This window comes from Halomicrococcus pelagicus (genome assembly GCF_050954125.1).
Window position 1 is genome coordinate 754,203 of sequence record NZ_JBPBWC010000001.1, and the last position, 14,759, is coordinate 768,961.

Annotated in this window: 15 protein-coding genes; 9 read left to right on the forward strand and 6 right to left on the reverse strand. The window is 66.9% G+C overall.

The annotated features are described in order from the left end of the window. The first annotated feature begins 51 nt into the window (after window positions 1-51). Both ACRYA2_RS04245 and ACRYA2_RS04250 read left to right on the forward strand, forming a co-directional pair. The gene (locus ACRYA2_RS04245) at window positions 52-1,116 is read left to right on the forward strand and encodes an ATP-NAD kinase family protein (protein ID WP_433624523.1); all 1,065 of its coding nucleotides are present in this window, start codon (window positions 52-54) and stop codon (window positions 1,114-1,116) included. Window positions 1,117-1,207: 91 nt separating this feature from the next. Then, window positions 1,208-2,236: a phosphate signaling complex PhoU family protein gene (locus ACRYA2_RS04250; RefSeq protein WP_113275792.1), complete on the forward strand. Its 1,029-nt coding sequence runs from the start codon at window positions 1,208-1,210 to the stop codon at window positions 2,234-2,236. A 194-nt stretch (window positions 2,237-2,430) separates the two neighbouring features. On the opposite strand, the gene pan1 is transcribed toward ACRYA2_RS04250, so the two are convergent. After that, the gene (gene pan1, locus ACRYA2_RS04255; protein WP_113275793.1) at window positions 2,431-3,645 is read right to left on the reverse strand and encodes a proteasome-activating nucleotidase Pan1; all 1,215 of its coding nucleotides are present in this window, start codon (window positions 3,643-3,645) and stop codon (window positions 2,431-2,433) included. A gap of 197 nt (window positions 3,646-3,842) precedes the next feature. On the opposite strand from pan1, the gene ACRYA2_RS04260 reads away from it, so the two are divergent. Continuing rightward, on the forward strand, window positions 3,843-4,121 hold the full coding sequence (locus ACRYA2_RS04260; protein WP_113275794.1) for a MarR family transcriptional regulator: 279 nt from the start codon (window positions 3,843-3,845) through the stop codon (window positions 4,119-4,121). A gap of 141 nt (window positions 4,122-4,262) precedes the next feature. Then, window positions 4,263-4,556 carry a DUF7966 family protein gene (locus ACRYA2_RS04265; protein WP_433624526.1) on the forward strand — a complete coding sequence of 98 codons (294 nt, stop codon included), beginning with the start codon at window positions 4,263-4,265 and terminating at the stop codon, window positions 4,554-4,556. On the opposite strand, the gene ACRYA2_RS04270 is transcribed toward ACRYA2_RS04265, so the two are convergent. Together ACRYA2_RS04270 and ACRYA2_RS04275 are read right to left on the reverse strand one after the other, a co-directional pair. Further along, window positions 4,534-5,616 carry an SDR family oxidoreductase gene (locus ACRYA2_RS04270; protein ID WP_433624528.1) on the reverse strand — a complete coding sequence of 361 codons (1,083 nt, stop codon included), beginning with the start codon at window positions 5,614-5,616 and terminating at the stop codon, window positions 4,534-4,536. The two genes, ACRYA2_RS04265 and ACRYA2_RS04270, sit on opposite strands and share 23 nt — an antisense overlap. 3 nt (window positions 5,617-5,619) lie before the next feature. Further along, window positions 5,620-7,212 (reverse strand): succinic semialdehyde dehydrogenase, encoded by a 1,593-nt coding sequence (locus tag ACRYA2_RS04275; RefSeq protein WP_433624530.1) that lies wholly within the window; start codon window positions 7,210-7,212, stop codon window positions 5,620-5,622. 62 nt (window positions 7,213-7,274) lie between these two features. On the opposite strand from ACRYA2_RS04275, the gene mre11 reads away from it, so the two are divergent. From mre11 to ACRYA2_RS04290, 3 genes are all read left to right on the forward strand, one after another. Next, on the forward strand, window positions 7,275-8,672 hold the full coding sequence (gene mre11 / locus ACRYA2_RS04280) for a DNA double-strand break repair protein Mre11 (protein WP_433624532.1): 1,398 nt from the start codon (window positions 7,275-7,277) through the stop codon (window positions 8,670-8,672). After that, on the forward strand, window positions 8,669-11,347 hold the full coding sequence (gene rad50 / locus ACRYA2_RS04285; RefSeq protein WP_433624534.1) for a DNA double-strand break repair ATPase Rad50: 2,679 nt from the start codon (window positions 8,669-8,671) through the stop codon (window positions 11,345-11,347). Before mre11 ends, rad50 begins: the two co-directional genes overlap by 4 nt. An 82-nt stretch (window positions 11,348-11,429) precedes the next feature. Next, window positions 11,430-11,852, forward strand: coding sequence for a universal stress protein (locus ACRYA2_RS04290; RefSeq protein WP_433624536.1), 423 nt, complete (start codon window positions 11,430-11,432; stop codon window positions 11,850-11,852). A gap of 90 nt (window positions 11,853-11,942) precedes the next feature. On the opposite strand, the gene ACRYA2_RS04295 is transcribed toward ACRYA2_RS04290, so the two are convergent. The 3 genes from ACRYA2_RS04295 to ACRYA2_RS04305 form a co-directional block, all read right to left on the reverse strand. Continuing rightward, window positions 11,943-12,401, reverse strand: coding sequence for a DUF7346 family protein (locus ACRYA2_RS04295; RefSeq protein WP_433624538.1), 459 nt, complete (start codon window positions 12,399-12,401; stop codon window positions 11,943-11,945). Between the two features lie 70 nt (window positions 12,402-12,471). Beyond that, window positions 12,472-12,834 carry a DUF7322 domain-containing protein gene (locus tag ACRYA2_RS04300; RefSeq protein ID WP_433624540.1) on the reverse strand — a complete coding sequence of 121 codons (363 nt, stop codon included), beginning with the start codon at window positions 12,832-12,834 and terminating at the stop codon, window positions 12,472-12,474. Window positions 12,835-12,881: 47 nt separating this feature from the next. After that, complete coding sequence (locus ACRYA2_RS04305; RefSeq protein ID WP_433624542.1) at window positions 12,882-13,067, reverse strand: DUF7331 family protein; 186 nt, start codon at window positions 13,065-13,067, stop codon at window positions 12,882-12,884. A 300-nt stretch (window positions 13,068-13,367) separates the two neighbouring features. On the opposite strand from ACRYA2_RS04305, the gene ACRYA2_RS04310 reads away from it, so the two are divergent. Both ACRYA2_RS04310 and ACRYA2_RS04315 read left to right on the forward strand, forming a co-directional pair. After that, complete coding sequence (locus ACRYA2_RS04310; RefSeq protein ID WP_433624544.1) at window positions 13,368-13,796, forward strand: hypothetical protein; 429 nt, start codon at window positions 13,368-13,370, stop codon at window positions 13,794-13,796. Window position 13,797: 1 nt separating this feature from the next. Further along, window positions 13,798-14,754: an alpha/beta fold hydrolase gene (locus ACRYA2_RS04315; protein WP_433624546.1), complete on the forward strand. Its 957-nt coding sequence runs from the start codon at window positions 13,798-13,800 to the stop codon at window positions 14,752-14,754. The last annotated feature ends 5 nt before the right edge of the window (window positions 14,755-14,759 follow it).

Below are 14,759 nucleotides of genomic sequence, written 5' to 3' on the forward strand. Positions count from 1 at the left end.
TATTTTCCGCCGACCCACACGCATTTAGCCCGGGCCATCCAAGCCCCGGTGATGCGAATCGGCGTGGTGGTCAACCCCATCGCCGGCATGGGCGGGCGAGTCGGACTGAAAGGGACCGACGACAGGGTCGAGGAGGCCCGCGAGCGCGGCGCGGAACGGCGCGCGCCCGACCGCGCCGTCGCAGCGCTCGAAGCCCTCCGCGAGCGCGCCCGCGACGTCGAACTACTGACGTACGGCGGCGAGATGGGTGCCGCCGAGGCGCGCGCCGCCGGGTTCGACCCCGTAGTGGTCGGCGAACCTGCGGAGGATGAGACGACCGCTGCGGACACCCGGGAGGCGGTCCGCCGCCTCCTCGCGGAGGACGTCGACCTCCTGCTCTTCGTCGGCGGCGACGGTACCGCCGTCGACGTGGCCGAGACGCTCGAAGACGCCGACGCGTCGGTCCCGATTCTCGGGGTCCCGGCCGGCGTGAAGATTTACTCGTCGGTGTTCGCGGTGACGCCGGAGACGGCCGGGCGCATCGCGGCGGGATTCGACCGGGTCGAGGAGCGCGAGGTTAACGACATCGACGAGGACGCCTACCGCGAGGGCGAGGTCCACGCGGAGCTGAAAGCCATCGCTCGCGTACCGGTCGCCGACGGACTCCAGTCGAGCAAGCAACTCGGCGGCGGCACCATCGAGAGCCTCGCCGCCGGCGTCGCCGACGACGTGGAGCAGGGCGTCACGTACGTGTTCGGTCCGGGCAGCACGGTGGGCGCCATCGAGTCCGAACTCGGCTTCGAGGGGTCGCCACTGGGTGTCGACGTCTGGCGCGACGGCGAGGTGCTCGTCCGCGACGCGAGCGAAGCGGAGATTCTCGAACACTTCGGCGACCGCAACGTGGTCGTCGTCTCCCCCATCGGTGGTCAGGGGTTCGTCTTCGGCCGGGGCAACGACCAGGTGTCGCCGGCCGTGCTCCGGCAGTCGGAGGTGACGGTCGTCGCCTCGAAGGTGAAACTCGACGGCGTCGGCGTGCTCCGTGTGGACACGGGCGACGAGGCGGTCGACGAGTCACTGCGGGGCTGGCGTAAGGTCAGGGTGGGGCGGTTCGAGCGCCGGATGATGAAGGTCGTGTGACCCACCCGTCTGAAGCCGAGCGAACACGATAGGTTCCTGCCATATAGTGGCATAGGGAGAGATTTAAGGTGGTGGCGGAGAATCAAAGGACATGGAAACGCGTAAGGTGCAGCGACTCGGTCCGTCGACGCTGGCGATGACTCTGCCGGCGGAGTGGGCCAGCGAACACGACGTCGAGAAGGGAGACGAGGTCTCGCTGCGGTTCAGCGAGAAGGGGTCGTTGACGGTGCTGCCGGAGTCGGCCCACGGCGAGGAGACTGAGGCGAAGATTCACACCGAGAACCTGGACGCCGCCGCCGTCGAGCGGGCCATCGTCGCACAGTACGTCCTCGGTCGGCGGGTCATCCACGTCGAGAGCGACGGGACGCTCGACAGCAGCCACATCAACGCCGTCTACAACGCCGAGACTCAGCTCATGGGTCTGGGCGTCATCGAGGAGACGCCGGACAGCATCGCCATCCGCTGTTCGGTCGACCCCGAGGACTTCGACCTGGACAACCTGCTGGAGCGCCTGGAGAACACGGGCAGCACGATGCGCGGCGAGGCGGTGAAGGCGCTCGCCCACGGCAACCCCGACCTCGCCCAGCGTGCGCTCAACCGCGAGCGCCAGGCGAACAAGATATTCGTCCTCCTGCTGCGACTCATCTTCACCGCCCACGAGAATCCGACGCTCGCTCGCGCGATCGGCCTCGACACCGGCTTCCCGCTCATCGGCTACCGGTCCATCGCCAAGAACCTCGAACTCACGGCCGACAACGCGGAGGACATCGCGGACATCGTCCTCGAAGCCGAGGGACACACGCTGGAGATCGACAGTTCGACGATGCGTCGCATCCGGGAGTTCACCGACCAGGTCGACGACATCACCGCGCTGGCGGTGCAGGCCGCGGTCGAGCGCGACTACGACCTGACCCTGGAGGTGCGTCGGCAGTTCCACGAACTCGGCGACCGGGAGAGCGACATCCTCGGCGACCTCCCCGAGATGGAGAACGAGCGCCTGCTACGTGTGCGCGACGTGCTCGTCAGCCTCCAGCAGACCGCCCAGTACGCGATGCGGAACGCCGAGATCGCCGCGAACCTCGCGCTCAACGAGGAGAGCGCGCACACGACCATCAACTGAGAAGACCGCCGACGTCGGCAGTCGACGTCCCCTCTTCCGGCCGATCGCTTCGGGCCGACCGCTGTTCGACGAACTGACCGGCCGGTCCGTCTTTCGGGACGACCGGCGAAGACTCTCGGGGAAACACGCACAGAGAATCGAACGAGGGGAACGAGCGTGGAGAACGTCGACCCCAGAACGGAGAGAACTTTATATCAGGCGAACGTCTTCGACACTTCCTCGTCTTCCTCTTCGTTCTCGATCTTCTCCTTCGCGTCGAGGAAGTCCTGCATCCGGATTTCGGTCCGGTCGTCGCGGATGGCGAACATGCCGGCCTCGGTGCAGATGGCCTTGATGTCCGCACCGCTCTTGTCCTCGGTCTCGTTGGCGAGCCGGGCGTAGTCCACGTCGTCGGCGACGTTCATGTCGCGGGTGTGGATGCGGTAGATCTGCTCGCGACCCTCCTCGTTGGGGTTGGGCACTTCGATGAGGCGGTCGAAGCGGCCGGGGCGGAGGATGGCGCGGTCGAGCATGTCGAAGCGGTTGGTGGCGGCGATGATGCGGATTTCGCCGCGGTCCTCGAAGCCGTCCATCTCGCTAAGCAGTTGCATCATCGTGCGCTGGACCTCCGCGTCGCCCGACGTCTTCGAGTCGGTCCGCTTGGAGGCGATGGCGTCTATCTCGTCGATGAAGATGACCGCGGGTTCGTGCTCGCGGGCGACCTGGAAGAGGTCCCGGACGAGCTTCGCCCCCTCGCCGATGAACTTGTGGACGAGTTCGGAGCCGGCCATCTTGATGAAGGTGGCGTCGGTCTGGTTGGCGACGGCCTTCGCCAGCATCGTCTTGCCCGTGCCGGGCGGACCGTACAGCAGCACGCCGCTCGGCGGGTCGATGCCGACCTCGCCGAACATGTCGGGGTTCTCCAGGGGCATCTCGACCGTCTCGCGGACCTCCTGCATCTGGTCCTCGAGACCGCCGATGTCCTCGTAGGTGACCTCCGGGCTCCTGGTGACCTGCATCACGCGAGCGCGGACGTCGGTCTCGTCTTCGAGGGTCTTGACTATCGACAGCGAGTTGTTCACGGCGACGCGGTCGTCAGGCTCGATGTCGTCCCGCATCTCGTCGGTCACCTCGGTGACCGCCTCCTGGTTGTTGCCGTGCTGTTTGATGATTACGCCTTCGTCGGTGAGCTCCTGCACCGTCGCGACGAACAGCGGCGACTGCTTGAGCTTCTTGTTCTCGTGGGTCAGCCGTTCCAGTTTCTGCTGGTACTTGTTGTTCTCGGCGTTCGCGTCGAGGAGCTTGTCCCGCATCTCCTCGTTCTGGGATTCGAGGACCTCGAGGCGTTCCTGGAGGGCCTCGATTTTCTCCTGCTGGGACGCGCTCTCCTCGTCGTATGGGAGATCGACGTCATCCACAGTATCAGTCATCAACATCGGATAGGGGCCTGTGTCTTAAGAGGCTTCGGGTGAGAGCAGTCGTGCGTCTGACGGCCGTAGGGTGCCGTTGGCCGTACTCGCGCTTGCTGGCCCGCAAAATAGAGCCTTCCACCGCTCGGGTCGGGATTCCTACAGGTAATAAGATGGAAGGGGAAATATTATTACCCTGTATCCAAAATGCAGTTGTGATGAGTGCTACCGAGCTCTCCCGAACGGAGGAGACGAGCCTGACCGACGACGACGTAGCGGAGACCATACGCGACCTGCCGCCGAGCGCGAAGCTCGTGGCGAAGGTGCTAGAGTACGACGGAACGCTCACCCAGAGCGAACTCGCCGAAGAGACGCTGCTGCCGCCCCGGACCGTGCGGTACGCACTGAACCGACTCGAAGACGAGGAACTCGTCGATTCCCGGTTCTCTTTCGCCGACGCGCGCAAGCGCATCTACGCTCTCGACCTCGACGACTGAGGACAAGTTGCGCGGACGCCGCTACCGCCGACGGCTCGGGGAGAGACGGCCCGACTTGGCGACGAAGTCCGTTTTTCGACCGAGAGCTACCGGAACCGTCGACCCGAGGGTTTAAATCGTAGAGCACGGCCAGGATAGTCCGTGTCTCCGGAAACGGTAAAGCGCGCGCTGGCCCGGCTCGCCCGCGGCCGACCCGGTCGAGCGCGCACGGTCATCGACGAAGCGGTCGACGCGACGGAGGACGTGACCGCGGCCGCCGACTTCGCCGACCGGGTCGGCGTCGAGCGACTCGCACGGGCGGTCGACGCCGCCGCCGAGAGCGATCCGCAGCTCGCGCGCCGGGGGGACCGAGCGCTGACCGCCTTCCGCCGGTTCCGGGAGGCCGCCAAAACGTCGGGTCGCACGGACGAGTCTACACCATCGCGTCGGGAGTGATCTCGGGATGGTCGCGCACGAACGCCACCATCTCGTCGACGTACGACGCGAAGGGCGGACACTCGACGTCGGTGCCGGCGAGCGCGTCCCGGGTCGCCTCGTCGTCGTACCGCGTCGGGTGGTCGAAGTAGTCTATCGTCGCGGGCTCGATGCCTGTCAGACGCCGCGCGCCAGGCACCCGTTCCAGCGCTCCCTTGACGGCGCACTTCGGCAGCGGGACCCGAAACACGCGGCGGTCGGTCGCGTCGGCGAGCACGTCGACCATCTCCGCGACGGTCAGGGGGTCGGGGTCACAGAGCTGGTACACGTCCCCGACCGCGTCCTCGCGGTCGCTCAGGTGTACGATGGCGTCGACGACGAAGTCCCGCGGGACGACGTTGAGCTCGCAGTCGCTCGCCCCGAGGACCGTGTTCACGGTGGCGACCGAGGGCTGACGGAGCAGCCACCGCAGCAGGTAGTACGGTCCGTCGTACTTCTGGGTCGCGCCGGTGTCGCTGTCGCCGACGACGATGGCCGGTCGGTAGACAGTCGCGGGCAACCCGTCGGCCATCCTGTCCTGCACCTCGACTTCGGCCAGGTACTTCGTCGTCTCGTAGAAGTTGTTGAACCGCTGGCCCTCAACGAGGTCGTCCCCGGTGAACCGACCGTCGTACCGTCCGCTCACGTAGCACGTACTGACGTACTGGAACCGGTCGAGGTCACAGCCCTCTGCAAAGTCGAGGACGTTTCGAGTTCCGTCGACGTTGACGGCCATCCCGACCTCCCGGTCGACGCCAAGGTCGTAGACGGCTGCGAGGTGGAAGACCTCGTCCGTCTCGTCCTGGCGTTCCTCGTACGCCGCGCCGAGGCCCAGGGCGGCCTTCGTGATGTCGCCCTCGACCAGTTCGACGCTCCCGGACCGCTCGTCGCCGGTCGACCGCTCGATGCGCGCAGCGCGCGCCTCGGCCCTGTCGCGGTACTTCGACTGGACGAGACAGGTCACGTCCTCGCCACGCTTCACGAGTCGCTCGACCAGTTCGGAGCCGAGGAACCCCGGGAAGCCGGTGAAAAAGACCGCCATCGCTCACCGCACCTCCGCGAGCCGCTTCAGCGCGCGCAACAGTCCGGTCGTCGTCCGCGCGTACAGTCTCGTGGCGACGTCGCGGGGTACCCCGGGAACGTCCGGGGGCGCGATGGGTGGTCCGCGCTGCTCGGCGACGGTCTGGGACTGCGTGTACTTCAGGATGCCCTCGCGGCCGTGCCGGCGACCCAGCCCCGAGTCGCCCATCCCACCCATCGGTGCGTCGACGGAGGCCCAGGCCGCGGGGTAGGGGTCGTTGACGCCGACCGTGCCGCAGTCGATTCCGGCCGCGAGTTCGCGGCCGCGCTCGGCGTCGTCGGTCCAGACGCTTGCGTTCAGGCCGTACGCCGAGTCGTTCGCCCGCTCGACCGCCTCCTCGGCGTCCGCGACGCGATGGACGGCAACGATCGGACCGAACGTCTCTTCGCGTGCCAGGTCCATCTCCGGCGTCACGTCGGTCAGGACGGTCGGCTCGAAGAAGTACGGACCGACGTCCGGCCGCGCCTCGCCACCCGTGACGACCGTCGCGCCCTTCTCGACCGCGTCGGCGAGGTGCGCCTCGACCTTCTCCAGCTGGTCGCTCGACGCGAGCGACCCCACTTCGACGCCGTAGTCCAGCGCGGCCTCCAGCCCGAGTTCCCGCGTCCGCTCAGCGAACCGCCGGAGGAACCGGTCGTGGAGTGGTTCCTCGACGTAGAGGCGTTCGAAGGAGATGCAGAGCTGTCCCGCGTTCGTGAACGCCCCGTGGACGGCACCCTGGACTGCCCGGTCGAGGTCGGCGTCCGCGAGCACGACCATCGGGTTCTTGCCGCCGAGTTCCAGCGAGCAGTCGACGAGGTTCTCGCCGGCCCGACGCGCGACCTCCCGGCCCGTCTCGGTGCTTCCGGTGAACGCGACGTAGTCCACGCGGTCTATCAGGGCCGGGCCGACCTCGCTTCCGCGACCCGTCACGACCGAGAAGACGTCCTCCGGCAGGCCGGCCGCTTCCAGCAGTTGTGCGACGTGGAGCGCCGTGAACGGCGTCTCCTCGGCCGGTTTCAGGACCACCGCGTTGCCGGCGACGAGCGCCGGAAGGGCGTCCGAGACGGCCAGCGTGAGGGGGTAGTTCCAGGGCGATATCATCCCGACCACGCCGCGAGGGTGGCGGTGCTCTTCCGTCCTCGTGAGCAGCGGAATCGCGCCGTGGCGTCGGCGGGTGGTGAGGAACTCATCGGCGCGACTGCCGTAGTAGCGGGCGTTCGTGGCGACGTCCAGTATCTCCTCGAACGCGTCCCGCCGGACCTTCCCGCTCTCGATGACGACGAGGTCGAGGAGTTCCTCCCGGCGGTCGAGCACGAGGTCGTGGAACCGCGAGAGGACGTCCGCTCGCTGTTCGAGCGGCCGCGAGGCCCACTCCGCCTGGGCGGCGCGAGCGCGCTCGGCGGCCGCGGTGACGTCGGCTTCGGTGGCCGCCGGCACCGTACCGATCTCCTCGCCCGTGAACGGCGCTTCGACGGTGATGACGTCGCGGGCGTCGACGGCGTCGTCGGCCAGCGAGACCTCGCCGGTGAGCGCCCCCGTGATTTCCGGTCGTACGCGGTCGGTCCAGAGCGTCATACGTTGAGACGACGGGACCGGCACGGAAATGATTTAAGAGCAGAGCGCCAACTCACGAATCAATGACACGGGTGATTCACACGGGCGACACCCACGTCGGGTACCGACAGTACCACTCGCCCGAGAGACGCGACGACTTCCTCGCCGCCTTCGAACGGGTCGTCGACGACGCCGTCGAGGAGGGAGTCGACGCCGTCGTCCACGCGGGCGACCTCTTTCACGACCGCCGTCCCGACCTCGTCGACCTCCACGGAACCATCTCCGTCCTGCGGAAACTCGACCGCGCCGACGTTCCGTTCCTCGCCGTCGTCGGCAACCACGAGAGCACGCGGGGAGAGCAGTGGCTCGACCTGCTCGAGACGCTGGGGCTGGCGACCCGTCTCGGCGACGAACCCGAGGTCGTCGGTGAGACGGCGTTCTACGGCCTCGACCACGTGCCGCTGTCGAAGCGCGACGACCTCGACTACGAGTTCGCGGACCACGACGCCGAACGGGCCGCCCTCGTCTCACACGGGTTGTTCCAGCCGTTCGAGTTCGGCAACTGGGACGCCGAGGAGGTGCTCACGGAGGCGTCCGTCGAGTTCGACGCGATGCTGCTCGGCGACAACCACGACCCGGGCAAGAAACGCGTCGCCGACGCCTGGGTCACCTACTGCGGGTCGACCGAGCGCGCGAGCGCGGACGAGCGCGAGGACCGCGGCTACAACATCGTCGAGCTCGACGACGAGGTGTCGATACGCCGTCGGGGCATCCCGACCCGGGACTTCGCGTTCGTCACCGTCGACCTCGGGGAGAACGAGGGCGTCGACCGCGTGCGCGAGACGATTCGCGAGCACGCGCTGGAGGACGCGGTCGCCCTGATCTCCATCGAAGGCGGGGGCGAGGACGTGACGCCGGCCCGCGTCGAGGAGTTCGCGCTTGACCAGGGCGCGCTCGTCGCCCGGGTGAACGACCGCCGGGAGGTGGCCGACGACGAGGACGCCACCGACGTCTCCTTCGCCGACCCGGACGAGGCGGTCCGCGAGCGGGTCCGCGAGATGGGCCTGAGCGACGCCGCCCGCGAACTCGACGAGACGGTGCGGGCGAGCAAACTGGCCGACTCGAACGTCCGCGACGCCGTCGAGAATCGGGTCGCCGACCTCGTCGACGACGGAATCGAAGCGTTCGAACCGGCACCCGACGACGGAGCCGAAGCCGAGGAGTCGGACGAAACGTCCGCCGGCGAATCCCCCGACGGTATCGACGGGACGGACGGCGTCGACACCCACGACGCGGCGAGCGAACCGCCGGAGCCTGGCGACGCGTCCGGCGAGCGGCCGGACGAACGGGACGGTGACGGAACGGCCGGAGAGCCGGAGACCGAGACGCCGCCGGAGGCGACCGTCGCCGCCGACCCGGCCGGCGAGACGGACGACGCCGACGACGCCGACGATCAGGTGTCGATGGAGGACTTCCTGTGAAATTCGACCGCATCCGCCTCTCGAACTTCAAGTGCTACGGCGACACCGACCTCACGCTCGACAGCGGCGTGACGGTCATCCACGGGCTGAACGGCAGCGGGAAATCGTCGCTGCTGGAAGCCTGCTTTTTCGCGCTGTACGGCGCGACGGCCCTCGACCGCACGCTGGACGACGTGGTGACCATCGGCGAGGAGGACGCGGAAGTCGAACTCTGGTTCACTCATCGTGGCGGTGAGTACCACGTCCACCGGCGGATTCGCGCGACCGGCGAGCGCGCCCGGACCGCGAAGTGCGTCCTCGAAACGCCCGAGGGGAGCGTCGACGGCGCGGAGGACGTGCGAAACCACGTCGTGGGCCTGTTCCGGATGGACGCCGAGGCGTTCGTCAACTGCGCGTACGTCCGGCAGGGAGAAGTGAACAAGCTCATCAACGCGACGCCGGGCCAGCGCCAGGACATGATAGACGACCTCCTCCAGCTCGGCAAACTGGAGGAGTACCGCGAACGCGCCAGCGACGCCCGCCTCGGAGTGAAGAGCGTCCTCGACGACCGCCGGGGGAGCCTGGCCGAACTCCAGTCCCAGGTCGAAGAAAAGGAGGAGAAGAACCTCCACGATCTGTTGAACGACCTCGAATCGAAGCTCGCGGAGGTCGAAGGCGAGATAGAGCGATTCGAGGGCAACCGCGAGGAGGCTCGCACGACGCTCGAGGAAGCGCGGGACGTGCTGGAGAGCTACGAGGAGAAGCGCGAGGAACTGGACGACGTAGAGGAGGATATCGAGACGCTGCAGTCGGATATAACGGAGACGGAACGCGAGCGCGACGACCTCCGCGAGCGCATCGGTGACCTCCGCGAGCGCGTCGATGCGCTCGAGTCGGACGTCGACGACCTGCTCGCGGAGACCGACGTGGACGCCGCCGACGAGGACGCAATCGAGGCGCGACTGGCGGAGCTCGACGCGGCCGACGACGAGGTCGCGGACGACCTCGGCGACGCGAAGACACAGGCGCAGATGTTCGGCAATCAGGCTGACAACCTCGGCCAGCGGGCCAACGAACTCGAAGAGCGGGCCGCCGAGAAGCGCCAGCGGGCCGACGAACTCGAATCGGAGGCCGAGGACGCCGACGCCGACCTCGCCGACTACCGCGAGAAACTGGAGACGCTCGGCGACCGCATCGACGCCGAGCGGGCGACCTTCGAAGACGCGTCGGTGGAGTTCGGCGAGGCCGAGACGTACCTGGAGGACTGCCGGGAGAAACGGGACGCGCTCGTCGAGCGCGAGCAGGAACTGACCGCCGAACGAAAGAGCCTCCGCGACGGCATCGAGGAGGCCGAACGGTTGCTCGACGCCGGGAAATGTCCGGAGTGCGGTCAGCCCGTCGACGGTTCGCCGCACGTCGACGGACTGGACGAGGACCGCGACCGACTCGCGGAACTCGACGACGAACTGGAGTCGGTCAGGAAGGACCGCGAGCGCGTCGAGAGCGACGTCGAGAGCGCCGAACGACTCCGGGAGGCCGAACGGACGGTCGCCAACCTGCGAGACAACCGCGAGAGCGTCGAACAGTTGGTCGACGACAAGGAGGCGACGGTCACCGAGAAGCGGGAGGAAGCCGAGAGCCTCCGCGAAGAGGCCGACGACCTCGACTCCGAGGCCGAAGACAAATGCGAGGACGCCAAACAACTTCGAGAGAAGGCCGCCGAGCGCGAGGAACGAGTCGAGGAACTCGAAGCAGAACGCGAGGCCATCTCGGCGAAGCAAGAGCGCCTGGAGGAGATTCGGTCGGTCCGCGAGAAGCGGGACGAACTCGAAGACGAGATAGAGCGCCGCAGGGACGAGCGCACCCATCTCGCGGAGGTCAACGACGAGCGCCGGAACCGTCTCGCCGAGAAGCGCGACCGCCGCGACGACCTCCGGGAGGCATACGACGAGGAGAGGATCGAGGCCGCGCGCGACGACGAGGAGCGTGCGGAGGGCTACCTGGAGAAGGTCGAGGACAAGCTTGACGACCTCCGCGAGGACCGGGACGACCTCCAGGGTCGCATCGGCGGCGTGAAGAGCGAAATCGAGGCGCTGGAGGAGTTGCGCGACCGCCGCGACGACCTCCGCGAACGCGTCGAAGCGCTCGAATCGCTGCGCGACGAGGCTGCCGACCTCGAAGCGATGTACGGCGACCTCCGGGCGGAGTTACGCCAGCGTAACGTCGAGAGCCTCGAACGGATGCTGAACGAGGTGTTCGATCTCGTCTACCAGAACGATTCGTACTCGCGGATCGCGCTCGACGGCGAGTACCAGCTCACCGTCTACCAGAAGGACGGCGAGCCGCTCGACCCTGGACAGCTCTCCGGCGGCGAACGAGCGCTGTTCAACCTCAGCCTGCGCTGTGCCATCTATCGACTGCTCTCGGAGGGCATCGAGGGAACCGCACCGATGCCGCCGCTCATCCTCGACGAGCCGACGGTGTTCCTCGATTCGGGCCACGTCTCGCAACTCGTCGAACTCGTGGAGTCGATGCGGGAACTCGGCGTCGAACAGATAATCGTCGTCAGTCACGACGAGGAACTGGTCGGCGCGGCCGACGACCTCGTGCGCGTCGAGAAGGACGCGACGACGAACCGGTCGCACGTCGAACGCGGTGGGACCGTGTTCGAGGCGAGCGCCGGCGCGGACGACTGAGGACAGAGGGACGACCTCTTTGTTCGACCGTAGCGGGCGAGTCAGGACAGGGTATTAGTCGTTTCCCGCACTTGTTCGCGCCGTGTACGACGTGATCCTCATTCCGACGGACGGGAGCGAGGCGGCGATGGACGCGGCGAAGCACGCGTTCAGTCTCGCCGAGCGGTACGAGGCGACCGTTCACGTGCTGTCGGTCGTCGAACAGAGCGAGAGCGCCTCCATCGTGGGCCGGGGCGACGAGAAGCTAGAGACGCTCCGCGAGGAGGGCACCGACTCGACCAAGCACATCGTCGAAGAGGCCCTCTCGCGGGACGTCGACGCGGTCGGGGCTGTAGAAGTCGGGAACCCCGACCGTACGATTCTCGACTACGCGGACGAGCACGACGTCGACGTCATCGTGATGAGCACGCACGGACGGTCCGGCGTCGGACGATTCCTCATGGGGAGCGTCACCGAACGCGTCCTCCGGGACGGCAAAACGCCCGTTCTCGCGGTACAGCGCTGATTATCGTCCCGGCCGTGGCGGCGAGTCCACCGAAGAGCGCAGCCTCGCTCGCGTCCGCATCTGCACCCAGCAAGCTGCGACTCGCGCCGCTCAGGGAGCGTCGTCTTGGCCTCCGGACGCGTCGCTGGAACGGGTCAGCGAAGCGAGCGCGTCCGCGGCCGCGTCGGTGGTCGCGTACCCGCGTTCGCCGGCGACGCGACGCTCTTCGAGCAGGCCGGCGGCGCGAAACTCGGCGAGCAGTCCGTGCAGGTCGCTCTCGCACAGGTCGGTCGCGTCGAGCAGTTCGCGGACGGGAAGCGGACCGCGGTCGTCCAGCGCGACCAGCAGGCCGAGCGCGCGCTCGTTCGGCACGGCGGTCAGCACCCGGCGGACGGCGGACGGCACTGCGAGCGCTGCCGTCTCCAGCACGGCGTCGTCGGCGGCGAGTTCGAGACGGTCGTTGTCGAGGTACGTCTCCTCGCCGGAGCGGGGGTCGCGGACGAGGCTGGACTCGTCGGACCGCTTGAGGAGCAGGTAGACGTCGCCGGACTCGTCCCGGACTGTTCGCATGCGTCGGCGTAGCCCGCGCTCGCGGTTAGTCCTTGCGACGGGGTCCACGGCCGCGATTCTCGGGGTCGTGTCAGTCCTCGTCAGACTCGTCCGCGTCGGACTCCTCCGCGTCGGCCTGGAAGGCCCGGTACCGATGGTAGCCGCGGGCGAACGCGAACAGTCCGACGAGGACGAGCCCCCCGCCGAGCTCCCAGCGCCCCTCGAAACCGACGAACATCAGTCCGAGACTGACCGCGAACAGGGCGACGTTGAAGAGGATGACCTGCGCCCAGAACTCGTTGCGTAGCTCGCGTGGCGCGTCCACCTCGCTGTAGTCGCGCACCTGGGGGGCGCTGGGAATGAGGTCCTCGGAGGGGTCGTCTATCTGGCCCGGCATGTCGGTCGTCCCCTGGTCGCCGAGGTCGGACGACCGCTCGTCGTCTCTGTCGAGCACGGATTCGACACGTATACGGGCGGCAGGAAAAACGTTCGGAGTCGCGCTCAGACGTTGTCTTCGAGCGTCACTGTGGCCGATGCCTTGAGCCATCCGAGCGGATTTCGGGCGTCGTAGAATACGACGCCGTCGTCCGTCTCGTACGTCTCGATAGAGTCCGTCGGCTCGGCGGGTGCCGGGAGTTCGCTTTCGGCACGGTCCAACCTTCCGTCTTCGGTGGCGTTGTCGGACATCGGCTTGACCTCCCGATGTGCTAAGCGTTAACACATTAAATCCCTTTCGTTCCCGGCACTGTTTCGGAGACGGGACGGGCGTCATGGGCAGAAGTCCCCGAAATCGATGGGACCGGAAGCCGGGGTCGACCATCGTCCTACCGTACCTGACGACGGACGCACGTTCCGAACGGCCGTTTCAGTTCGAACGACGGCCGAAATCGTCTTGTCCGCTCGGATTTCGGCTCCGTACGTATCGACGGCTAACCGAGCCCTATTATTATGATAGTCGGCGTCGTCGTTCGTCGGGGAGGGGGAGAGATGAACGACCTGGACCTTGCCAGCCACGAATGGTGGGAACGCTACAAAGAAACCGTGAACGACGACCCCGAGATGCAGGTTCGGGGGCACGACAAGTTCGACGACAACTTCTACGTCGAGATCGGAGACGAACGCTTTCTGGTCGAGATGGACGGCGGTAAAGTGCAGGAGGTGGTCCCGAATCCGACGCTGAACGACCGCTGGTCGTTCGGCGTGGAGGGCGACCGGGAGGCGTGGGAGGAGTTCGTTCGGGAGACGCCGCCGGCGTTCAACCACGAGATAATCGCCTCTCACTATCGCACCGCGGTCAGAAACGAGGACGGGCACCTCACGATGACCGGGAACAACAAGAAGATCTTCCAGAACCTGCGACCGTTCCAGCGCGCTCTCGACCTGATGCGCGTCGCGCACAACGACGGAGGGAGCTAACATGGCCGACGAGGGAGCCATCGAACCGATCACGGGCAAGTACGTTCACACCGAAGTCGGGGGAGTAGACCATCGAATCTACTTCGAAGAGAACGGTCCGGAAGACGGCATTCCGCTGCTGTGCCAACACACGGCGGGCAACAACTGCCAGGAGTGGCGCCACGTCCTCACCGACGAGGAGATAACCGAGGATTTCCGCGTCATCGCCCACGACCTCCCGTTCCACGGGAAATCGGTTCCGCCGACGACCCAGTCGTGGTGGGAGGAAGATTACACTCTGACGGCCGAGCAGTTCACCGAGACGCTCGTCGCGCTGGCAGACGCCCTGGAACTCGACGATCCGATTTACATGGGGTCGTCGATGGGCGGGAACGTCACGCTCGAACTCGCTGACTGGTATCCGGACAGATTCCGCGCTCTCATCGGACTGGAGTGTGGCGCGTACAGCCCCGGCTTCTACATCGACTGGCTCGACCATCCGCACGTCAACACGACGGAGGTAAACGCCTACTCCTGCTGGGGGCTGATGGCACCGCAGAGTCCGGAGCAGATGCGCCGAGAAACGATGTACCTCTACGAACAGGGGGCGACGGGCGTATTCAAGGGCGACCTCTACTACTACTCGATCGACCACGACTACCGCGACAAGCTAGATCAGGTCAAAGCCGACGAGTGCCCGCTGTACATCGTCAACGGCGAGTACGACTACCTCACTACGCCCGAAGACGGCAGGGAAACCGCCGAGGGTGTCGGAGACGGTGCCGTCGCAGTCGAGGCGGCCGAAATCGGTCACTTCCCGATGAGCGAACACCCCGAGTTGTTCAACGCGTATCTGAAAGAGGTCCTCGCCGACATTACCGGGGAGCGGGACGAGGCGCTGCCGGACCGACTGACGCCCGAAGACGTGGGTATCGAACTGAGTCCCCCTGCGCCCGCACGAGAAAAACAGCAGGACTAGCGCTC